This is a genomic window from Acinetobacter sp. PFS20, from assembly GCF_052261015.1.
Lineage (GTDB): Bacteria > Pseudomonadota > Gammaproteobacteria > Pseudomonadales > Moraxellaceae > Acinetobacter.
In genome coordinates this window covers 999,843-1,022,207 of record NZ_JBPVZE010000001.1, presented here as the reverse complement: position 1 = coordinate 1,022,207, position 22,365 = coordinate 999,843, and the positions used below count along the sequence as shown (strand labels likewise).

The 22,365-nt window shown below is 40.6% G+C and carries 24 protein-coding genes; 8 read left to right on the top strand and 16 right to left on the bottom strand.

The features are described 5' to 3' along the window. Positions 1–24 precede the first annotated feature (24 nt). Together ACS125_RS04845 and ACS125_RS04840 are read left to right on the top strand one after the other, a co-directional pair. Positions 25–570 carry a glutathione peroxidase gene (locus ACS125_RS04845; protein WP_443270854.1) on the top strand — a complete coding sequence of 182 codons (546 nt, stop codon included), beginning with the start codon at positions 25–27 and terminating at the stop codon, positions 568–570. 143 nt (positions 571–713) lie between these two features. Beyond that, positions 714–1,310: a hypothetical protein gene (locus ACS125_RS04840; RefSeq protein ID WP_081402319.1), complete on the top strand. Its 597-nt coding sequence runs from the start codon at positions 714–716 to the stop codon at positions 1,308–1,310. A gap of 57 nt (positions 1,311–1,367) precedes the next feature. Here ACS125_RS04840 and ACS125_RS04835 read toward each other — a convergent pair whose 3' ends face one another. From ACS125_RS04835 to ACS125_RS04790, 10 genes are all read right to left on the bottom strand, one after another. Further along, entirely contained in the window at positions 1,368–1,787 is a 420-nt protein-coding gene (locus ACS125_RS04835; protein ID WP_004795288.1) for a F0F1 ATP synthase subunit epsilon, read from the bottom strand. A gap of 17 nt (positions 1,788–1,804) precedes the next feature. Then, positions 1,805–3,199: a F0F1 ATP synthase subunit beta gene (gene atpD, locus ACS125_RS04830; RefSeq protein ID WP_004795290.1), complete on the bottom strand. Its 1,395-nt coding sequence runs from the start codon at positions 3,197–3,199 to the stop codon at positions 1,805–1,807. 30 nt (positions 3,200–3,229) lie between these two features. Next, positions 3,230–4,099, bottom strand: a complete 870-nt coding sequence (atpG, locus tag ACS125_RS04825; protein WP_002114131.1) for a F0F1 ATP synthase subunit gamma — start codon at positions 4,097–4,099, stop codon at positions 3,230–3,232. 77 nt (positions 4,100–4,176) lie between these two features. Further along, positions 4,177–5,721, bottom strand: coding sequence for a F0F1 ATP synthase subunit alpha (gene atpA, locus ACS125_RS04820; protein ID WP_004795293.1), 1,545 nt, complete (start codon positions 5,719–5,721; stop codon positions 4,177–4,179). A 46-nt stretch (positions 5,722–5,767) separates the two neighbouring features. After that, complete coding sequence (locus ACS125_RS04815) at positions 5,768–6,304, bottom strand: F0F1 ATP synthase subunit delta (RefSeq protein WP_004795294.1); 537 nt, start codon at positions 6,302–6,304, stop codon at positions 5,768–5,770. A gap of 12 nt (positions 6,305–6,316) precedes the next feature. Further along, positions 6,317–6,787 carry a F0F1 ATP synthase subunit B gene (locus ACS125_RS04810; RefSeq protein WP_004795296.1) on the bottom strand — a complete coding sequence of 157 codons (471 nt, stop codon included), beginning with the start codon at positions 6,785–6,787 and terminating at the stop codon, positions 6,317–6,319. Between the two features lie 38 nt (positions 6,788–6,825). After that, positions 6,826–7,071 (bottom strand): F0F1 ATP synthase subunit C, encoded by a 246-nt coding sequence (gene atpE, locus ACS125_RS04805; protein WP_000424060.1) that lies wholly within the window; start codon positions 7,069–7,071, stop codon positions 6,826–6,828. Positions 7,072–7,155: 84 nt separating this feature from the next. Beyond that, positions 7,156–8,031 carry a F0F1 ATP synthase subunit A gene (gene atpB / locus ACS125_RS04800; protein WP_004795298.1) on the bottom strand — a complete coding sequence of 292 codons (876 nt, stop codon included), beginning with the start codon at positions 8,029–8,031 and terminating at the stop codon, positions 7,156–7,158. 104 nt (positions 8,032–8,135) lie between these two features. Further along, the gene (locus ACS125_RS04795) at positions 8,136–8,534 is read right to left on the bottom strand and encodes an ATP synthase subunit I (protein WP_004795299.1); all 399 of its coding nucleotides are present in this window, start codon (positions 8,532–8,534) and stop codon (positions 8,136–8,138) included. A gap of 170 nt (positions 8,535–8,704) precedes the next feature. Next, the gene (locus tag ACS125_RS04790) at positions 8,705–9,544 is read right to left on the bottom strand and encodes a metal ABC transporter solute-binding protein, Zn/Mn family (RefSeq protein ID WP_174729102.1); all 840 of its coding nucleotides are present in this window, start codon (positions 9,542–9,544) and stop codon (positions 8,705–8,707) included. A 127-nt stretch (positions 9,545–9,671) separates the two neighbouring features. On the opposite strand from ACS125_RS04790, the gene ACS125_RS04785 reads away from it, so the two are divergent. The 3 genes from ACS125_RS04785 to znuB are packed head-to-tail and all read left to right on the top strand — an operon-like array spanning position 9,672 to position 11,743. Further along, a complete protein-coding gene (locus ACS125_RS04785; protein ID WP_005309148.1) occupies positions 9,672–10,169 on the top strand; it encodes a transcriptional repressor in 498 nt (165 codons plus the stop codon). Further along, the gene (znuC, locus tag ACS125_RS04780; RefSeq protein ID WP_443270846.1) at positions 10,142–10,930 is read left to right on the top strand and encodes a zinc ABC transporter ATP-binding protein ZnuC; all 789 of its coding nucleotides are present in this window, start codon (positions 10,142–10,144) and stop codon (positions 10,928–10,930) included. The genes ACS125_RS04785 and znuC overlap by 28 nt, the downstream gene beginning before the upstream one ends. Positions 10,931–10,933: 3 nt before the next feature. Next, positions 10,934–11,743 (top strand): zinc ABC transporter permease subunit ZnuB, encoded by an 810-nt coding sequence (gene znuB / locus ACS125_RS04775; protein ID WP_004795302.1) that lies wholly within the window; start codon positions 10,934–10,936, stop codon positions 11,741–11,743. A 1-nt stretch (position 11,744) separates the two neighbouring features. Here znuB and ACS125_RS04770 read toward each other — a convergent pair whose 3' ends face one another. Continuing rightward, positions 11,745–12,371 (bottom strand): LysE family transporter, encoded by a 627-nt coding sequence (locus ACS125_RS04770; RefSeq protein ID WP_151964499.1) that lies wholly within the window; start codon positions 12,369–12,371, stop codon positions 11,745–11,747. 159 nt (positions 12,372–12,530) lie between these two features. Here ACS125_RS04770 and ACS125_RS04765 point away from each other — a divergent pair, with 159 nt between their 5' ends. Further along, on the top strand, positions 12,531–13,451 hold the full coding sequence (locus ACS125_RS04765; protein ID WP_443270843.1) for a Dyp-type peroxidase: 921 nt from the start codon (positions 12,531–12,533) through the stop codon (positions 13,449–13,451). A gap of 44 nt (positions 13,452–13,495) precedes the next feature. Here the strand turns inward: ACS125_RS04765 and ACS125_RS04760 are convergent, their stop codons facing one another. Then, entirely contained in the window at positions 13,496–15,193 is a 1,698-nt protein-coding gene (locus ACS125_RS04760) for an NAD-dependent malic enzyme (RefSeq protein ID WP_013199187.1), read from the bottom strand. Between the two features lie 496 nt (positions 15,194–15,689). Here ACS125_RS04760 and argS point away from each other — a divergent pair, with 496 nt between their 5' ends. Together argS and ACS125_RS04750 are read left to right on the top strand one after the other, a co-directional pair. Further along, positions 15,690–17,480: an arginine--tRNA ligase gene (gene argS, locus ACS125_RS04755; protein ID WP_192834823.1), complete on the top strand. Its 1,791-nt coding sequence runs from the start codon at positions 15,690–15,692 to the stop codon at positions 17,478–17,480. Between the two features lie 154 nt (positions 17,481–17,634). Next, complete coding sequence (locus ACS125_RS04750) at positions 17,635–18,249, top strand: SPOR domain-containing protein (protein ID WP_013199189.1); 615 nt, start codon at positions 17,635–17,637, stop codon at positions 18,247–18,249. 40 nt (positions 18,250–18,289) lie between these two features. Here the strand turns inward: ACS125_RS04750 and ACS125_RS04745 are convergent, their stop codons facing one another. The 4 genes from ACS125_RS04745 to guaA form a co-directional block, all read right to left on the bottom strand. After that, positions 18,290–18,958: a glutathione S-transferase family protein gene (locus ACS125_RS04745; protein WP_004795312.1), complete on the bottom strand. Its 669-nt coding sequence runs from the start codon at positions 18,956–18,958 to the stop codon at positions 18,290–18,292. 112 nt (positions 18,959–19,070) lie between these two features. Further along, positions 19,071–19,478, bottom strand: coding sequence for an OsmC family protein (locus tag ACS125_RS04740; RefSeq protein ID WP_191900740.1), 408 nt, complete (start codon positions 19,476–19,478; stop codon positions 19,071–19,073). Then, positions 19,475–20,422, bottom strand: coding sequence for a pirin family protein (locus ACS125_RS04735; RefSeq protein WP_443270839.1), 948 nt, complete (start codon positions 20,420–20,422; stop codon positions 19,475–19,477). Before ACS125_RS04735 ends, ACS125_RS04740 begins: the two co-directional genes overlap by 4 nt. 214 nt (positions 20,423–20,636) lie before the next feature. Next, positions 20,637–22,205: a glutamine-hydrolyzing GMP synthase gene (guaA, locus tag ACS125_RS04730; protein ID WP_004795322.1), complete on the bottom strand. Its 1,569-nt coding sequence runs from the start codon at positions 22,203–22,205 to the stop codon at positions 20,637–20,639. Positions 22,206–22,365 lie beyond the last annotated feature (160 nt).

The following is a 22,365-nucleotide window of genomic DNA, read 5'->3' as shown; positions in this document are numbered from 1 at the left end:
AATTACAATCTTTAGGAAAGACTCATGACACAATCTGTATATCATATTCCAGTAAAAGCTATTTCAGGCGAAATGGTTGATCTTGAACAATATAAAGGTAAAGTTTTACTTATTGTAAATACTGCTTCTAAATGTGGTTTAACTCCACAATACGAAGGCTTAGAAAAACTTTATCAAGCCAAGAAAGATCAAGGTCTTGAAATTTTAGGTTTCCCTGCAAACAACTTTAAAGAACAAGAACCAGGCTCTGATGAAGAAATTCAGCAATTTTGTTCATTAAATTACGATGTTCACTTCCCTTTATTTTCTAAAGTGTCTGTTGCAGGTGAAGATAAGCATCCACTTTATGCAACTTTGACATCAGCTCAACCAGAACGTACTGGTGAAGGACCTTTCCGTGAACGCTTAGAAGGTTTAGGTATTCCAACTAATCCAGCTCCAGAAGTTTTATGGAACTTCGAAAAATTCTTAATTAATAAAAATGGCGAGGTAGTAGCTCGTTTTGCTCCAAACCTAACTGCTGATGATGAACAAATTGTTAAAGCCGTTGAAGCAGAGTTAGCAAAATAACGTTTTTAAAAACGTGAAAAAGAGCGTTTTCTACGCTCTTTTTTATTATCTGCTCAAAATGTTGTTTGTTTGCAAAAATACAATCTTTCTCCATATTTTATGCCTATAGTACCTATTTGCTTTATTTGATGTTGTTTGTAGTTATGAAAAAAGTTTTACAGGGTGCTTTTCTTCCTTTTGTAATTTTTGCCTCAGGCATGCTTTTACTCGGGTGTGATCAAGCACGAGATCATGCTACTGAACAAGAAAATACTGAAATAAGTGAACAGGCATCTGATCAAGCTATTGAACGACAAGAATCAGATATTGCTCCTAGCAAAACTGAACTCAAAAGCGGCAATATTTTTTATATGGTCCGAGATGCTGCTAATTTACAGCTTAAAGCTGGAGATTATGTTGAACAGCTTAAAGACACTCAACTTGACGTTGAACAAGCAATTCAAGATAAGAATCAAAGTGAATTAAAAACAACTGTTTCAACTTTAAAACAGCAATTACAAGGTTTAAATCAAGCTCTTCTCACCTTAGATATCAAAAGTCAGGAAATTGAGAATATCCGCCAAAGTTTACTACATGCCAATCAACAAGCTCTTAGTATGCCGTTATTAAATGGAAAATTAGATCAAATCAATTTTGACCAAATTGAAAAACAGCTGAATACTATTCAAATGGATATGGTTAAGTTAGCTGCCATGATTATGGCTGGAGATGAAAAATCAGACTCAAAAACTGAATCTTAAAAATTAACTTATAAAAAAAGCCACCTTACGGTGGCTTTTTCAATCTCGAACCACGTCTTATTGAGCGCGGTTTTTGATTTTACGGATTGTTTCAAGCTGGCCTGAAATCTCTGATAGAGATGCCAAAGCAGCAGCTGAGTCCAAATCACTCTTTTGGTTCGCAAGCAATTGTTCAGCATTTTTACGTGCTTCTAAAATTGCAGCTTCATCCAAATTGTCTGCACGGATTGCAGTATCTGCAAGAACCGTTACAACATGAGGTTGAACTTCTAAAACACCGCCAGATACATAGACGATTTCTTCTGTACCATTTTCCAACTGAACACGAATCGGGCCCGGTTGAAGCAAGGTTACGAGTGGAGCGTGTCCTGGCAAAATACCAAGCTCACCACCAGCACCTTTCGCGATTAACATCGTCACTGCGCCAGAGTAAATAGACTCTTTAACACTTACGACATCACATTGCATAGTCGCCATGAGATGATCTCCTTAAATTAGAGTTTCTCAGCTTTAGCAATCACTTCGTCAATACCACCAACCATATAGAACGCTTGTTCTGGGATGTGATCGTATTCACCAGCTAATAGACCTTTAAAGCCACGAATCGTTTCTTTAAGTGGTACTAATTTACCAGGAGCACCAGTAAACACTTCAGCTACGTGGAATGGTTGAGAGAAGAAACGTTGGATTTTACGCGCACGGTAAACAACCAATTTATCTTCTTCAGCTAACTCATCCATACCCAAAATTGCGATAATGTCTTTAAGCTCTTTATAACGTTGCAATACGTTCTGTACAGAACGAGCAATTTCATAATGCTCTTGACCAACAACTAATGGGTCTAACTGACGTGAAGTTGAGTCAAGTGGATCGATCGCTGGATAGATACCAGAAGATGCGATGTCACGGCTCAATACTACTGTTGCATCTAAGTGAGCAAATGTAGTTGCAGGCGATGGATCTGTTAAGTCATCGGCAGGTACATATACTGCTTGGATCGATGTGATCGAACCAGATTTAGTAGATGTAATACGCTCTTGAAGAACACCCATTTCTTCTGCAAGTGTAGGTTGGTAACCTACCGCAGATGGCATACGACCTAACAATGCTGATACTTCAGTACCTGCAAGTGTATAACGGTAGATGTTGTCGACGAATAATAATACGTCACGACCTTTACCATTTTCGTCTTTTTGATCACGGAAGTATTCAGCCATAGTCAAACCAGTTAACGCTACGCGTAAACGGTTACCTGGTGGCTCGTTCATCTGACCGTAGACCATTGCTACTTTGTCAAGAACGTTAGAATCTTTCATTTCGTGATAGAAGTCGTTACCTTCACGAGTACGCTCACCAACACCAGCAAACACAGATAAACCTGAGTGAGCTTTCGCGATGTTGTTGATCAACTCCATCATGTTAACGGTTTTACCAACACCAGCACCACCGAATAAACCAACTTTACCACCTTTTGCAAACGGGCAAAGTAAGTCAATTACTTTAATACCAGTTTCTAAAAGATCAGTAGAAGCTGCTTGTTCAGCATAAGAAGGTGCTTCACGGTGAATCGGCAAACGCTCTTCAGTCGCAACAGGACCTGCTTCATCAATCGGGCGACCCAAAACGTCCATGATACGACCAAGCGTAGCTGGACCTACTGGAACAGAAATCGGTGCATTTGTGCTGGTTACGTTAAGGCCACGTTTAAGACCTTCTGTAGAACCCATTGCGATGGTACGAACAACACCATCGCCAAGCTGTTGCTGAACTTCTAATGTAGTTTCAGTACCGTCAACTTGGAGAGCGTCATAGATCTTAGGAACGCTATTGCGCTCAAACTCGACGTCGATAACCGCGCCGATGATCTGAATGATACGACCGCTACTCATTGCTGTCTCCTCAATTCAAACTTAATAATGTTAAACGGCAGCGGCACCGCCAACGATCTCGGAAATTTCCTGAGTAATCGCGGCTTGACGCAGCTTGTTGTAAATGAGTTGTAGGTCTTTAATCAGTTGTCCTGCGTTGTCTGTCGCTGCTTTCATCGCGACCATACGAGCTGACTGCTCACATGCAACGTTTTCAATCACACCTTGATAAACCATAGACTCGATATAGCGAACCAACAAACCATTTAACAATTCTTCTGCTTCTGGTTCGTAGATATAGTCCCAACCATAAGTACGGTTGAGATCATCGCCTTCTTCTGCTGGTGCTAAAGGAACAAGTTGTTCTACTTTAGGCTGCTGAGTCATTGCATTAACGAAGCCATTTGATACGAGGTAGATACGATCTAATTCGCCCTTATCAAATGCATCAAGCATAACTTGTACTGAGCCAGTTAACTGTTCCAAACTCGGCGCATCGCCAAGTTGGGTAGTTGCACCAAGCACTTTACCGCCGTAATTCTTAAAAAACGAAACCGCTTTTTGACCAATTAAAGCAAATTCAACTTCAATTGACTGCTGTTGTTGTGCTTTGACATGCTGCACAACTTTCTTGAACAAGTTAATGTTCAAGCCACCTGCCAAACCACGATCTGAAGACACTACGATATAGCCAACGCGCTTAACTGGGCGATCAACCATATAACGGTGTTTGTATTCAGGGTTTGCTTGGACCAAGTGAGCAATTACACGGCGCATATTATCGGCATACGGACGGCCCTGAGCCATGCGCTCTTGCGCACGACGCATTTTAGAAGCAGCTACCATTTGCATCGCGCGAGTAATCTTTTGCGTGCTCTTGATACTAGCTACTTTGGCGCGAATTTCTTTTAAATTTGCCATACGCTTAACCTAGTATTCGAAAGCTCTTTCGAGCTTCCGAAGGTTGATCCGTGAACCAAACTTAACTAAAACTGAACTTAGTAAGTTTGAGTCGCTTTAAAGCTTTCAATACCTGCTTTGATTGCTGCTTCGATGTCTTTGTTGTAATCACCAGTTTCATCGATTTGTTTCATCAACGGAGCATATTCTGCGCGGAAGTAAGAAATTAACGCAGCATCAAAGTCTACGATTTTCTTAACTTCTACGTCAGCCATATAGCCTTCGTTAGATGCATAAACAGAAACAGCTTGGTCAGCAATTGAGTAAGGAGCATATTGCTTTTGCTTCATTAACTCAGTTACACGTTGACCATGTTCAAGTTGCTTACGAGTTGCTTCATCAAGGTCAGAAGCGAACTGAGCAAACGCAGCCAATTCACGGTATTGTGCTAAAGCAGTACGGATACCACCAGACAATTTTTTGATGATCTTAGTTTGAGCAGAACCACCAACACGAGATACAGAGATACCCGCGTTCACAGCAGGACGAATACCTGCGTTGAATAATGATGTTTCTAAGAAGATCTGACCGTCAGTAATCGAAATTACGTTCGTTGGTACGAATGCAGATACGTCACCTGCTTGAGTTTCAATAATTGGCAATGCAGTTAAAGAACCAGTTTTACCAGTTACTGCGCCATTAGTGAATTTCTCAACGTAGTCAGCAGATACACGAGAAGCACGTTCAAGAAGACGTGAGTGAAGATAGAATACGTCACCCGGATACGCTTCACGACCTGGTGGACGACGTAAAAGTAATGAAATTTGACGGTAAGCAACTGCTTGCTTAGACAAATCATCATAAATAATAAGAGCGTCTTCACCGCGGTCACGGAAGTATTCACCCATTGTACAGCCAGAGTACGGAGCTAAGTACTGCATTGCAGCAGGATCAGCAGCCGCAGCAGCGACAACAGTTGTATACGCCATAGCGCCAGTTTCTTCTAGCTTACGTACAACGTTTGCAATTGTTGATTGTTTTTGACCAATCGCAACGTATACGCACTTAATGCCAGAATTTTTCTGAGCGATAATCGCATCGATCGCCATCGCTGTTTTACCAGTTTGACGGTCACCAATAATCAACTCACGCTGACCACGACCCACAGGAATCATGGTATCAACTGATTTGTAACCAGTTTGAACAGGTTCGTCTACAGATTGACGCCAAATTACGCCTGGTGCTACTTTTTCAACAGCATCAGTTAATTTTGCATCAATTGGGCCTTTACCATCAATTGGGTTACCCAAAGCGTCGACAACACGGCCAAGAAGTTCCGGACCAACTGGAACTTCAAGTACACGACCTGTACAACGAGCTTTTTGACCTTCTTGAAGGCTTAAGTAGTTACCTAAGACAACGGCACCCACTGAATCCTGTTCTAGGTTCAGTGCCATACCAAATAAGCCGCCGTCAAATTCGATCATTTCACCGTACATTGCATCAGCAAGACCGTGAATGCGCACGATACCGTCGGATACCATAACAATGGTACCTTCGTTTTTAGCGGTCGCGCTGGTGTCCAGATCGCTGATACGCTGTTTAATGAGCGCACTGATCTCGGATGGATTCAGTTGTTGCATTGCGCTATTCCTCAATCTTTTATTAGTTCAGTCTTCATCATTTGCATTATGCAAGAAGACGAGTACGCATTTTTTCAAGCTTGTTAAGCGCAGAATCATCTATCACTTGATCGCCTGCACGAATTACAACACCTGCAATAAGCTCAGGTTTAACTTCAACTGAAACAGTTACAGTACTGTTGAAACGCTTTTCTAAAGCAGATTTCAACAATTGCTCTTGTTCAGCAGTTAATGGGAAAGCCGATTCAATCACGACATCCACATTGTTGTTATTCTGTGATTTAAGCTGTTCATATTCTGCTTCAATTTCAGGTAACAACATTAAACGATCGTTATCTGCAAGAAGTGTCAAAAAGTTAGACACTGCTTGAGATTGACCTTCACCTAAAACTTTAGCAAAAAGCTTCACTTGCTCCACAGGAGTAAGTTCAGGGCGATTTAAATAAGCGGAAAATGCTTCGTCTTGCACCGCAGCACTGAGCACTTGTAACGCATTCGACCAATTGTCTGTTGCACCTTGCTCAGAAGCATAAGCAAATGCTGCTTTGGCATACGGACGTGCCAACGTCAAGAGTTCAGCCATGATTCGCCTCTCTTAAAGTTTAGCAGCCAGCTGAGACAGCATGGCATTATGAGCTTCTGCGTCAACTTGCTGGTTCAGGATTTTTTCTGCGCCAGTTACTGCCAAAGCAGCTACTTGTTGACGTAATTCTTCGCGAGCAGAATTGATATCTTGATCAACAGCTTCTTTAGCCTGTTGACGAATACGCTCACCTTCAGCCGCAGCTTGAGTACGAGCTTCTTCGATCAATTGTGCTGCACGACGGTTCGCTTGTTCGATCAATTGAGCCGCTTGTGCTTTAGCTGCATCAAGCTCTTGCTTTACTTGCGATTGTGCATCGGCAAGATCAGCTTTCGCTTTTTCTGCTGCATTTAAGCCATCAGCAATTTTACGCTGACGCTCACTAATCGCATTGATTAGTGGTGGCCAAACAAACTTCATGCAGAATGCAACAAAGAATGCAAACGCAATCGCTTGACCAATCAATGTGAGGTTGATATTCATTGCAATTCCTCAAATAGTGGATTTAGGAATTAAGATGATTAACCTACAAATGGATTAGCGAAGATGAAGAACAAGCCAATACCAACACCGATCATAGGCACAGCATCAAGAAGACCCGCGATTAAGAACATACGAGTTTGAAGTTGTGGAGCCAATTCTGGTTGACGAGCAACAGCTTCTAAAAAGCGACCACCCAAAAGACCAAAACCAATCGCAGTACCTAAAGCACCGAAAGCGATCAAGATAGCAGATGCAATTGCAACTAGACCTAAAGTGAGTTCCATGAAAAATTCCTCAGAGGTTAGGTTATTACCAAATTAAATTAAAAAAATTCAGCCCAACCATCGTTTGATAGTTAGGCAATACCATTAATGTTTTTCGCTTGCCATGCTCAAGTAAACGATGGTAAGCATCATAAAGATGAATGCCTGCAACGTGATTACAAGAATGTGGAAGATCGCCCAAGGCACAGACAACGCCCATTGAATCCAGAACGGCAATAAAGCAATTAGGATAAAGATCAACTCACCGGCATACATGTTACCGAATAGTCGGAGAGCTAATGAAATCGGACGAGCAAGGAATGTTACCAATTCCAAAATCAAGTTCACTGGAATAAGCAACGCTTTTGCAACTGGATTACTTGGGTTAAATGGGTTAAGTGCCAATTCACCAACGAAACCACTAACACCCTTTTCGCGGATGCTGTAGAACAAGATAAGTACAAATACAGATAAAGACATACCTAAAGTAATGTTTGGATCTGTAGATGGAACGATCTTGAAGTAAACGTGGTGAGGGTCCATACCAAATACGTTTGCACCTACAAACGCTGCAACTTGAGGAATCCAGTCAACTGGGATCAAGTCCATTAAGTTCATGAGGAAAATCCACACGAAAATAGTGAGTGCAAGCGGAGCGATTAAACGTGATTTGCCATGAAAAGTATCACGGACACTTGAGTCAACAAACTCGATGATCATTTCAATTGCAGACTGGAATTTAGTTGGAACACCTGCATTAGCAGCTTTCGCAACGATCCAGAACATCAAACAGAAAATAACACCAAGGCCAATTGACCAACCCATTGAATCCAAGTGAATTGCAGTGAACCCCATCGAATGAGCTTCTTCAGCAGTCTCAGCCAATTTCCATGTACCATCTGGCATTTTGCCATAGGTCATATTGGTCAAGTGATGCTTGATATACTCTGTCGAAGTGAGGGCATGTTCTTCAGCAGCCATAAATCACACCTGGTCAATGTCAATTACTAAAAAGAAGGGAAACGAACATCGGCGCACTGTCGATATCTCGCTACCCTCCAAAAAATCTTCAATTCTTCTTGTTTCTACACCCGTTTTTGTAGACGTGACACCCAAAACGGAGCGACCCACGACATTGTCTGAACGAGAATAAAACCAAACAGCAATGCTAACGGTGATAAAGGTTTAACATTGCTCAAAATCAAAATAAATCCAACGATCATGATTGCAAATTTGCCTAACATGCCCCTATACATGTTAGACAGCACTTGTTTTGATGCTCTCGCACCTGCTGTTCTGAAGGATTGCCACGAGAAATAACTCATAGCAAGCCAGCAAACCAGTGCACCAAGTGCCGCACTTAATGCTGCTGTCATGTCTTTTATGCTCCACGCCACTAGGGCGGAAACAGGGATCATACATGCTTGTAAGAAGACCAAAGCTTTTGCTAATCGTCGGTCAATCAAGCGACTAGTTTGGCTCATTATTTATCCACTCACAGCATAAATGCTTGACAAGTTTAGCTGATGATCGCTTTTAATCGCAGGCATTATAGAGTTACACCCCTGAACATGCAATCTTTTCCCGACTTTAGTCGGGGTTTTTCATGACAGGAGGTGCTGACGCTACAGTCAGCCTTTGTTTATTTTTTATCTTACTTTTGCGTACTTAATACACATTTATCTGTTTTTATAGCCAGTTTCTTCCATGCAGTGACGAAATCATCCTCATTATTCATGCTCTCGTCTACGGGTTGAAAAGTAATGTTACCTAATTTTTGATACTGACTTTTAGTAGTAAAACTTTCCGCTAACAAACACATCTGATCTTTTGGTCGATTATCATTAAGATACTTAATTTGAGCTGCTGTTGGTGCAACATGAGGATCATCTGTCAAAGCGCCTGCGAACTTTAAATTTAAAGAGCGTTCTAAATATTGATAGGCATCATGATATGACCAATATGGCTTACCATTACTTGTACTGTCGTAAGCCTGTGCTGCCTGAAACATTTTACGAGCAAAGATATTGGCATTATTCCAATATTTAGCCTTATTTTCAGGATGCTGCTGGGAACGTAAAGCCGCAATAAAGAAACCGATTCGAACCGCGTTGTTTGGTTCTAACCACACATGGGTATCTACTGTATTAGGTAAAGCCGCACCGCGGGTACTACGCAGGGGTAAAACAGAAACTATGCCACTATCTAATAAGGCAATGGCTTTCTTATTATTACCTAACAATTTATTTAGAGGTGCTTCATGAGCCTTACCCAACCAAATGACCAATGATGCATCATTAATTGCTTTACGGTGCGCTGGGGTTAATTGTACGTCATGCCCAGTTTGTCCCTTTAATAAGAGTTGTGGTTCTTCAATACCTTGAGTGACTTCTTTTGCAATCAGATAGATCGGGTGTGTAGAAACCACCAAACCCTGACTCCACCCTAACGTACTCAAAAGAGAGAACATACTGAAAACAAAAAAACGGAACATGACAGACCATCAATTTAAATTAGCTCGAAGCATGTTATAATATAACAAAGTTACAAAAATACCTAAGATTAATCGAATGAAGCATCGCTTCATGCTAATATTCCGTTAAAAATTCGAGGTTATTTCTATGAGTTCCTGCTCGCATGAACATCATGATTCTTTGCATGGTGTGCATGATCACCATAATGTCGCAAACCGTTTAGCTGAAGCAGAAAATTTATGTTCTGCGACTGGCGCACGACTTACGCCTTTGCGCAAAGAAGTTTTGGAACTCATTTTAAATGCTTCGGGTCCAATGGGCGCCTATGACCTACTCGCACGTATAAAAAGTCAAACTGATCGTCCGGCCGCTCCTCCGACTGTATATAGAACTTTAGATTTTTTATTAGAAAAAGGTTTAATCCATCGCCTAACTTCTATTAATGCCTATATTCCCTGTTGCCACCCTCGAGAAGGCCATCAAGCAGCATTCCTAATCTGTACCGAATGTCACATGGTTAAAGAAGCCTCTTCTCAAGGTTTAACTCACCAGCTTGACCAACTTGCAGCGTCAGATGAGTTCGTGGCTCAACACAGCATTATTGAAATATCGGGGAAATGCCAACAGTGCCGCACAACTCGTTAAATCCTGTATTAATTCAGCTTGAGCAGGTTTCTGTTCATCGTGATAATCGGGAAATTTTAAAAAAAGTTGATTTTGCTCTACATCAAAATGAAATTGTGTCTTTAATTGGACCAAATGGTGCTGGCAAATCAACACTGATTAAAGTTCTACTCGGCATTCTCCAACCGAGTAGCGGACGTATTGTTAATTATAAAAAATTGAAAATGGCTTATGTGCCACAAAAATTTAATCCTTCACACAGTCTACCTTTGCGTGTGCAGGATTTACTTGATTTAGAAAAGTGCAGCCCTGCCCTTCGTCAGGAAATTATTCAAGACACTGGCATCTCCAAGTTACAACAATCAAAAGTACAACAACTTTCCGGGGGGGAGCGCCAACGCGTATTACTAGCGCGTGCTCTACTTCGCCAGCCAGATATTTTAGTTCTTGACGAACCGATGCAAGGTTTAGATATTCAGTCAGAAGCTGAACTTTATGAATATGTCCGTAGTCTGCCAGAACGATATGGTTGCGCAATCTTAATTGTTTCTCATGACTTACAATGGGTGATGGAAGGAACACACCGCGTAGTGTGTTTGAATAAACATATTTGCTGTAGTGGGTTGCCCGAGAACATTCAACAACATCCTGAATATCAGGCTATCTTTGGAACTCAACGGGTTTTCTACCAACATCATCATGATCATTGTGCTCACGGTGATGCAGCACTCCCCTGCCCTCATAATGACCGTCCTCACATCCACCCAGAACCGGAAGCTTAAGCCATGATGGAATGGTTACAATTATTGTTGCCCGCATGGATTATGGGAACTTTGCTGGTGTTTTTAACCGCACCTCTTGGTTGTCTAATGCTTTGGAGACGCATGTCTTTTTTTGCTGACACCATGGCACACGGAACACTACTTGGGGTTGCTATCGCAGGTGCTTTAAGCCTTCCTCTTTGGCTGGGTGTTGCAGGCACTGCTGTTTTACTGGTCGCAATTTTATGGGCCCTACATGACAATCGCTTACCTAATGATGCGCTCTTAGCCTTATGTTCAGCGACATTACTTTGTAGTGGTTTATTATTTATTCAACATGTTCCAAGTTTAAGACCAGAACTTTTAAGTTATTTATTTGGTGACTTGTTGAGTATTGATTGGCCCGACTTGCCTGTTTTCACTTTAATCATTGCGCTATCACTCGCAATTCTTTACCGCTTTTGGCAGCCGCAAATACAGTTTGCAATTGATCCAGACATTGCAATTAGTGAAGGGGTAAATGCGAACTGGCAACGTCTTATTTTCATGCTGTTATTGGCTTTATTTACTGTATTAGCCTTACGTGCAGTAGGTTCTTTGCTTATGGGTGCATTACTCGTAATACCTGCTTTAAGCGCTCGCCTACTAGCAAACTCACCAAAGCAAATGGTCGTTTGGGCATTTGTATTAGCCCAGCTTGGGGTGAGTGTAGGATTATGGTCAAGCGCAGCACTCAATATCTCTACAGGCTTGAGTATTGTTTTATGCATGGCCTTAACTTTCGCCGTTATTTTCATAACTCAAAAGCTAAAAAATCAGACACAGGCGGCCTAAATTAGGACGCCTGATGAACTGTACTTAATAATAAAGCCGCACAACTAAACATCACAGCAAAACCCCGATTCAAATATTTTTGCTGCTTAGGAGAGCGAAGTAATCTTAGAACCTTTGATGCTAGTCCTGTATATCCAGCCATTACAATCAAATCAATCGTAATCATTGTTACAGCCATAATCATGTATTGTATCCATTGAGGCTTACCCAAATCTAGAAACTGGGGTAAGACAGCCAATAGAAATACAATCGCTTTGGGATTACTAATATTGACCACAAAGCCATTTAGTAATAGCGCAAATACAGATTTATCTCTTTTTTCTTGTTGGATTTCTATATCTTTTATAGGTGCTGTCCACTGTAAATAAGCAAGGTATAACAAATAAATCACACCAAACCATTTAACAAACTGAAAAGCCAAAGGTGTTGTTGCAAATAAAACCCCCACACCTGCTGCCACCACCATAATTTGAAGTAGCAAAGCGATTTGCAAACCAATCGCATTCCAATAGCCATGCCTAAAACCATAGTTTAGACCACTCGACATTGAAGCAATTGCTCCTGCACCCGGTGAGATACTAATGACCCAACAGGCCAACATATAAGCGAACCAAACTTGCAGAGACATAGCAAAAAATAGACTATAAAAGTGGAATTATACTGTTTTATAAAACTATCTCAGTCAGAATTCAAACAATAAAATCAAGAAATAGACTACTAACGACTCTCCGCATCAGGCACAATAATTAAAGCTCATACTAAATTATAATTGAGGAGATACCTTCCAATGACTGCTCAATCTGTCATTTTGCCATTGCCATCAGATCATGCTCGCTTCATTGTTCTTCGTTTAAAAGACTTATCAATTGATGAATTAAAAAAACAAATCGGAGCTTTATTTGAAGCACGAGACCGTCTAATTACTCAGCATTCTGATGCTCAAATTAAAACAGCAGTCGCTTTTGGTCCTGAACTATGGAAACAGCTCTATTCGCAAACTCCTGTAGGATTTAAACAGCTTGAGCCAGAACAAGGTGTATTCAATATGCCATCTGTGCCAGCAGATGTACTCATTCATATTGCCAGCATGCGCTCTGATATTTGTTTTGCATTAAGCCAAGCATTTTTTGAAGGTATTAAAGATAAAGTCGAAGTTCTTGATGAGCGTGTTTGCTTCCGCTATTTCGATGGCCGAGATATGACAGGTTTTATAGACGGTACTGAAAACCCTCAGTTCCCAGATGACCGTGCAGAAACAGCTCTTCTACCTGAAGAGGCTGGAGTATTTGCCGATGGTAGTTTCATTTTCGCGCAGCGCTATGCACACGACTTAGAAAAATGGAAAAAATTGAAAGTTGATGCGCAAGAAAATGTCATGGGCCGCACCAAGCTTGAATCTATTGAATTAGATGATGACGTTAAACCGGAAAATGCTCATGTCGCCCGTACTGTTGTAGAAGATGATGAAGGCGAAGAAATGGAAATCTTGCGTCATAGTCTGCCTTATGGCGACGGCAGAGGCGATCAAGGTTTATTTTTTATTGCCTACACCAAGGACCTGAACATTATTGATGCCATGTTAAAACGTATGTTCGGTACAAGTGGAGATGGTATTCACGACCGTTTATTGCATTTCGTGACCCCGCTTGATGGTGCTTACTATTTTGCACCTAGCGAAGAATTACTCGAAGAAATTTTAGAAGACTAAAAATAAAAAGAGGAGCTGACGCTCCTCTTTTTTTATTCTCATTCTTAGAAAGGAATACGCTTATATTTGCGATATTCAGGTTTCCAAAATGATTGATCAATTTTCTGTTTCAACAGATCATCACTAATCGTTACAGCTACACCATCAGCCATAGCGGCTTTCGCAACTTCGAATGCAATAACTCTAGACACTTGTTGAATTTCACCCAACGGTGGCAACAAATCAGCTTGTGGATCTTTAAGCAGTGGAGAACAATTTGCTAAAGCACTACTTGACGCCATTAACATATTTTCAGTAACACGTTTAGCACCCGATGCCACCACACCTAAGCCAATGCCTGGGAAAATGTATGAGTTATTACACTGAGAAATATTATAAAGTTTACCGTGATGATTCACAGGAGCAAACGGACTACCTGTTGCAATTAACGCTTTACCTTCAGTCCACTCCACAATATCAGCAGGTACGGCTTCAACACGTGAAGTTGGGTTTGACAATGGCATGACAATTGGGCGTTCACAGTTTGCCGCTAAGGTCTTAATGATTTCTTCGGTGAACAAACCAGGCTGACCAGAAACACCAATTAACACTGTAGGCTTCGCATTTTTAACAACATCAAGTAGTGAAATCACTTCTTCAATATTGCCCCACTGATCAACCACCTCAGCTTTTTGTGCTAACTTACGTTGGAAGTCGAGCAAGTTTGGTTGATTCTCGGTGATCAAACCAAAACGGTCTACCATATAAACGCGAGCACGCGCTTCAGCATCGGTTAAACCTTCAGCAACCATTTGAGCAACAATTTGCTCCGCGATACCACAACCCGCCGAACCTGCACCTAAGAAAGCAATTTTCTGATCTTTTAATTGCTTGCCCGCCGCACGACTCGCAGCAATCAAACTACCAACCGATACCGCCGCTGTTCCTTGAATATCATCGTTAAAACAGCAAATTTTATCGCGATACTTTTCTAGAAGTGGCATCGCATTTTTTTGTGCGAAATCTTCAAACTGAATTAATGCTTTTGGCCAACGACGCTTCACAGCATCAATCACCATATCTACAAATGCGTAATATTCATCGCCGCTAATACGCGGCTGACGCCAACCCATATAGATCGGATCATTTAACAGTTGTGGATTGTTCGTCCCTACATCAATTGTGATTGGTAATGTATAAGCTGGACTAATCCCACCACAAGCGGTGTAAAGTGAAAGTTTTCCGATAGGAATCCCCATTCCGCCAATACCTTGGTCACCAAGACCTAAGATACGTTCACCATCAGTAATCACGATAACTTTTACATTATTTTTATTTACGTTCTGCAAAATATCATCAATCACATCACGATCTGGATATGAAATAAAAACACCACGATGACGACGATAGATATCAGAGAAACGCTGACATGCCTCACCTACTGTTGGGGTGTAAATAATCGGCATCATTTCTTCAAGATGATTTTCGATTAGATGATAGAACAAGGTTTCATTAGTATCTTGGATATTACGCAGATAGATATGTCGGTTGATATCATCAGTGAAAGCGCAATATTGTTGATAAGAGCGCTGGCTCTGCTCTTCAATAGTTTCAATAATATGGGGGAGTAAACCGTGTAAGTTAAAGTTACTTCTTTCTTCTTCAGTGAAAGCAGAACCTTTGTTTAGAAGTGGTAACTCTAAAAGTGTAAAACCTGCATATGGGATATAAAGGGGATGTTTACTTGGGTGTCCTGATATCATTGCCTATCTCATTTTCCAGCTTAGAGTAGAGAAAAACACGTTTTTGTATGGTCTCTAAAACTCTTTGTGCGTATAAGCTTAAGCCTAATTCGTTCAAAATAGATATTTTAAACTGTGATGTTAAAATTGAAGACTATTTAGTTAAAACATGTTTAAAAATAAACAATAAATATCAATATCTTAATAATTTTGTGCTTTTAAAAAATCTTTTATTATTTTAATTTTAGCGGCCTAAACCATATATTTTAATACTACCATATATTTCCATAAGAAATAATGGTGGATTTTTAGTGTCATTTACTGATTAAAAAACCACAAAAGGCTTGTATTTATTTGTTTTTAGAATAATGAGACAGTCCACCCTGCAATATTCATTTAAAAAATAATACTCAGTAAGTGGCACAAAAAGAATTACTCGAATATTAAATCCACTCCCCTAACTCCTAGGAAATTTGCTATATTTGACGTTTTTCTGCGACATCTATTTTCGATTGATATGAATACGGCAATACAAGCAGCTCTCGACCATGCAGTGCAAACTCTTCAACAAGAAGGGGTGCTTCCTTCCGACTGGAAAAACACAAGCAACTTAACACGCACCAAAGACCGAAGCCATGGCGACTTTGCTTCTAATATTGCCATGATCGGCTCGAAAGCTGCTGGTATGAAACCACGTGATTTAGCTGAGAAAGTTCTAACTGCATTACCAGAAGTTGCAGATATCAGCAAAGCTGAAATCGCAGGACCTGGTTTTATTAACTTCTTTTTAAATGCAGATCAGCGCTTTGCTATTCTTGACCAGATTCAAGCACAAAAAGAAATCTTTGGTCGCAGCCAAGCAAATGCGGCGAAAAAGATCCAAGTTGAATTTGTTTCTGCAAACCCAACGTCTAGTCTACATGTAGGACATGGCCGTGGTGCTGCATATGGTATGACTGTTGCCACGTTACTTGAAGCAACAGGTGCTAAAGTTGACCGTGAATACTATGTGAATGATGCTGGCCGTCAAATGGATATTTTGGCGACTTCTACTTATTTACGTTATTTAGAATTACTTGGTCAAAACCTTGTATTTCCAAAAAATGCTTATCAAGGCGATTACGTTAAAGAAATCGCACAGACTATTATTGATAAAGATGGCGATGCCTACCTTCGCGAAGTGGCTGATGTCTACAAAGATGTGCCAGAAGACGTACAATATGCAGAAGAATTAGATAGCGACGGCAATAAAGTCGTTTTATCTGGCGACAAAGAAAAACATATTGATGGCCTTATTGCCAATTCACAACAATTATTAGGTGAAGGCTACCGTGTATTCCACCAAGCTGCTCTTCATGCCATTTTAGATGACATTAAAGATGACCTTGCTGACTTCGGTGTAACTTTCAATCAATGGTTTAGTGAAGCATCTCTTAGTGCAAAAATTGATGAAGCTTTAGAAACACTTGATCAACGTGGCTTCCTTTATGAGAAAGATGGCAACATCTGGTTTAAATCAACTGAATTTGGTGATGAAAAAGACCGTGTTGTTAAACGTCGTAATGGCCAAACTACATACTTTGCATCAGACATTGCATATCACTTGAATAAATTACAACGTGGTTATACGGACCTAATCGACATTTGGGGTTCTGACCACCACGGTTATATTTCTCGCGTAAAAGCGGCAATTGATGCGATGGGTTACGACTCTAAAAAATTAACTGTACTTTTAGTTCAGTTCGTAAGTCTATGGCGTGGTGGCGAGATGGTTCAAATGTCATCTCGTTCAGGTCAGTTCGTGACTTTACGTGACTTGCGTAAAGAAGTGGGCAATGACGCGGCTCGTTTCTACTACGTAATGCGTAAGAGCGAACAACACATTGACTTTGACCTTGACCTTGCTGTGTCACAAAGTAAAGACAATGCTGTGTATTACATCCAATATGCGCATGCACGTATTTGCCGCATGTTAGAAAAAGCAGCAAGCACAAACCTACAATTCGATGTAAACACTGCTCGCCCGCATGCGGCACGCTTGTCTCTTGATGCTGAAACTGAAATTCTTTCTAAATTGGCAGCTTATCCAGATGCAGTGTTGCGGGCTGCAAATGCGTATGAACCACATCAGTTGGGTAACTATTTGAAAGAGTTAGCTGCCTTGTTCCACGGTTGGTACAATGAACATAAAGTATTAAGCGATGATGCCGAGCTTACACAAGCACGTTTATTACTTTCAATCAATGTACAACAAGTGTTGCGCAATGGTTTAGAATTGCTTGGTGTATCTGCACCAGAATCTATGTAAAAATTATATTGCATGACAGTAAATAAAGGTCATGCAATATATAGTAAGCAGTGGTTTGTAGAGTTAAAATAGCTGATACGAACCACTGTTTCAGCATCGTAATACGAGACTCAAACTCGAATTAAAACAATCAAAATACAGAGGAATAATCCACGTGTTTGGCAAAACGCAACGCGGTGTATCTGAAAGACCTAACAAGCCTAAAAAGCCCCTAATTCCTAAATGGTTAGGGACACTTGTCGCTATTTTGGCGGTCTTATGTATCGCTGTAGTGCTTATGCTTTGGAAACCTTGGCAACCTGTTCCTGCAAAAAATCAGATTACCTCTGAACACTATCAAGAAGAAGATACCAATAAAGACTATCGTTTCTACGATCTATTACCTCAACAACAAGTAACACCTATTCCGGAGCAAGCAATTCCTGAAAGCAAAAATCAAGGTACAGCCATGATTGTTGAGGCACCAAGTGCAGCTCAACCAGCAGCTTCAGAAAGTGCAGGAATTGATGCTAATCCATCAGCTACCGCTCCTCAGCAGCCTACCTATATTTTACAGGTTCGCAGCTATAACGACCCCGATCAGGCTGATGCTCGCCGTGCAGAAATCATTTTGAATGGTTTATCTGCAGATGTAGTCAAAAGTAGTGAAAATGGGCAAATATGGTACCGTGTTATTTCAGGTCCTTATGACTCCCAAGATGCTGCATTGGCCGCTCAACAAACCTTACAACACAGTGGCATTGATTCTATCGTGATCAAACGCAAGTAAAGGGCAAATAAAAAAGGAACAAATAATTGTTCCTTTTCTTTTAAATATCAGCACAATTCCTTTCATTAGTACCCATTCCCTTTTGTTTCGCTTTCTGAAATGCGGGTCTTTGCTGAATACGATGTAAGAAAGCCTGAATATTAGGGTATTTCCCTTGCAAACGTGATTGCAAAGCTTCCAGTGGGAAACTCATTTGAATATCAGCAAATGAAAAATCGCCTGCGAAATATTCATGCTCTGCCAAATAGTTTTCTAAAAAACTAATATGATCTTTCATACGTGGGCGAACAAAATTTGCCTTCACCCCTTCTGTGATTTTTTTTGCTACGGGTTGAATTAACCATGGCACATGCTTGTTTACACTATTCATGACTAAAGTCATGACTAATAGTGGCATAAGTGAACCTTCAGCATAGTGCATCCAATAAATATACTGCTGTAAATCTTGGGGCTGTGTAGGTTTAAATTGCTGCTTCTGATCATAACGCTGCTGTAAATATTCCAAAATCACAGCAGATTCTGCGATGACTTGCTCATCATCAGTCAAAATTGGAGCTTTACCTAAAGGATGAATACATTTCAATGTTTCTGGAGCGGAATAGTTAGGTAAGCGTTGATAATAATGAATATCATAATCTAAGCCTAATTCTTCTAAAGCCCATAAAATTCGAAACGATCGCGAACATTCCAGGTGGTGTACACTAATCATGTTATTGCCTGCTTTTATTTTTCTTTTTACATAAAAAACAGCATGTGAACATGCTGTTTTATTCCATTTGTGGAATGGATATAAAATCATCCACCTCCACAAAATAGCATTTTTACACTGTAACAAGCACAGTATGAATGTCTAAACTACGTAACAAAGTTTTAGTAACTGGCGTTTTACTACATACCGTTAAGATTTTTTGCTGAAGTTCTTCATCTGGCAAGTCTTTAAAAACGATACGACGTTCAATATGTTCCTCATGCTCTCTATTGGTATGAAAATCAATTTCAACCGAGAATTCACCCAAATCATACCCCTTATGCTTCGCATACATTCTTAAAGTAATAAGCGTACACGCGGCTAAACTTCCGGTGAGCAAATCATAGGGTGCTGGGCCTTGGTCTTGCCCTTCAAGTTTTTCAGGCTCATCACAAAAATATTGATGACGTCCACTGGTAATTTCGCCCTTCCATTGTTCAGCAAGAGGCTTTGCTTTACTGCTTGCAATTACTACTGTCATTTCGATGCTCTCATTTGATCTGGAAGAACAGGGGCTTCTAAACGTGCACCCACATAATCTGGAATTTCACCAAAACGCGCATCATGGTTAATCCATTGCTCACGCGCTTCTTTTAAATCATCCATTGTACGTGCAACAAAATTCCACCAGAGTAAAATTGGCGTTTCAAACGGTTCTCCACCAATCAAAAGAATACGATTGCCTTTTTTTACTTCAATCTCAATTTCACTCAGTCCAGTATCCAAAACAACCATGTTGTCAGCAGTTAACTCATGACCATTTACATGGGCAACACCTTCTAATGCCATAAAGCCATATTCATAATTAGGATTTAATGGAATACGAGTTTTAGTATCTTGGGTAGCAATTAAGTCGACACCCACTAACGGCGTATGAACCACTACCGGAGAAGTCGTTGCCAAATATTCACCCACAAGTACGGTAAATTCTAGTCCGTCTTTCTCAACAACAGGCAGCTCTGGGTAATGTTCAAATTTCGGATCCATATTACGCTTAGCATCTGGCAAAGCAATCCAAAGCTGCGCAGCGTGCATTTGAGTTTCTGTATCAGGTGCAACTTCTGTATGTGAAATGCCATGACCCGCCGTCATTAGGTTCACTTGCTTAGGACGAATAAGTTGTTTTGAACCCAAGCTATCAGTATGCATCATCGTCCCTTCAATCATCCAAGTGAAGGTTTGCAAACCAATATGAGGATGAGGACCAACATCTAAACCATCACCCGCAGGAAAGGTTACTGGGCCTGCATGATCTAGGAAACACCATGCTCCAATCATTCGTTTTTGTCGGCTAGGTAAAGCCCGCTTAATGACTGTCCCCTGTCCAATTTCAGCAGAGCGAATTGGAAATTCCTGAATAAATTGATTGGCAAATTTCTCGCAATCTTTTGAATCAGAAATATCGTAATCATTATTATTGCTCATGATATTACTCTCTTTTACCTATGCTTTTGCAATGAGTTGTTTTAATGATCTTAACAATACACTCATTATTCAATATAGTCTTTTAGTAATACACAGGGTGTTATGAATGAGACAATCAAAGTTTTAAGTATCAAAATTAATTTTTATCTTTAAAAGTTAAGTAATAAAAAAGGACGCTAACGCGTCCTTTTCTTTACCAACAAACAGAGGAAAATTATTCCCACTCAATCGTTGCTGGTGGTTTAGATGACACGTCGTATACAACACGTGATACATCTTTAATTTCATTCATAATACGTGTTGAGATTTTATCAACCAATTCGTATGGTAAATGTGCAAAACGAGCTGTCATAAAGTCAACTGTTTCAACTGCACGAAGTGCGATTACCCATGCATAACGACGACCATCACCCACTACACCAACTGACTTAACAGGTTGGAATACGGCAAATGCTTGAGCTGTTTTGTCATACCAGCCGCTGTCGCGAAGCTCTTGCATAAAGATGTCATCAGCAAGACGAAGAATATCTGCATATTCTTTTTTCACTTCACCCAAAATACGAACACCTAAACCAGGGCCTGGGAATGGATGACGATAAATCATGCTGTGTGGCAAGCCAAGTGTCGTACCTAATTTACGAACTTCATCTTTAAACAAGTCACGTAAAGGTTCAACCAACTCAAACTCTAAATCGTCAGGTAAACCACCCACGTTGTGGTGAGATTTAATAACGTGTGCTTTACCTTGTTTGCTTGCAGCAGATTCGATTACGTCTGGGTAAATTGTACCTTGTGCTAAGAATTTCACGCCATCAAGTTTACGTGCTTCTTCAGCAAAAACTTCAATAAACTCACGGCCAATGATTTTACGTTTTTTCTCTGGATCAACTTCACCAGCCAATGCAGTTAAGAAACGTTGTTCAGCATCTGCACGAATAACACGGATACCCATGTTTTCAGCAAACATTTGCATTACTTGGTCACCTTCATTTAAACGAAGTAAACCGTTATCAACGAATACGCATGTTAACTGGTCGCCAATTGCTTTGTGTAAAAGCGCAGCAACTACAGATGAGTCAACACCACCAGAAAGACCTAAAAGAACTTTTTCATCACCGATCTGTTCACGTAGTTGTTCTACACGCAAATCAATGATGTGCTCAGGTGTCCAAAGACCACCACATCCACAAATTTTATGAACAAAATTTGCAAGTAATTCTTCACCTTTTGCCGTGTGCGTTACTTCTGGGTGGAATTGCACACCATAGAAACGGCGTGTTTCGTCACTTACAGCAGCAACAGGACAACTTGGTGTGCTTGCAGTAATGCTAAAACCTTCTGGAATCTGGCTCACTTTGTCGCCATGGCTCATCCAGACATGAAGTTGGTCTTCACGATCTTGTAAGTTGCCAATCAGTTGGTCACGTTTAACGATATCAACTTCGGCATAACCAAACTCATGTACAGTACCTGGCTCAACTTTACCGCCTAACTGTTCAGACATGGTTTGCAAGCCATAGCAAATACCCAATACTGGAACACCCAACTCAAACACTACTTGTGGTGCACGTGGGCTGCCTTCTTCATGCACACTCTCAGGTCCACCTGACAAAATAATGCCATTTGGCTTAAAAGCGCGAACGTCTTCTTCAGACATATCAAAAGCATACATTTCAGAGTAAACGCCGGCTTCACGTACACGACGTGCAATGAGCTGGCTATATTGAGAGCCGAAATCCAGAATCAGGATACGATCTTCAGTAATTTGAGTATTGGTAGTCATGACAAACCACTAAATGGCAAAAGAATTAAGCGCGCCATTTTAACATTTTTCACGCTTCGGCGCACCGCAAATCATCATATATCTTATTTTTTTCATTTCTGAATCATTTCTATCGTTGAATTCTTTGACATAAATTAATATTTACTTATATTTATCAAAC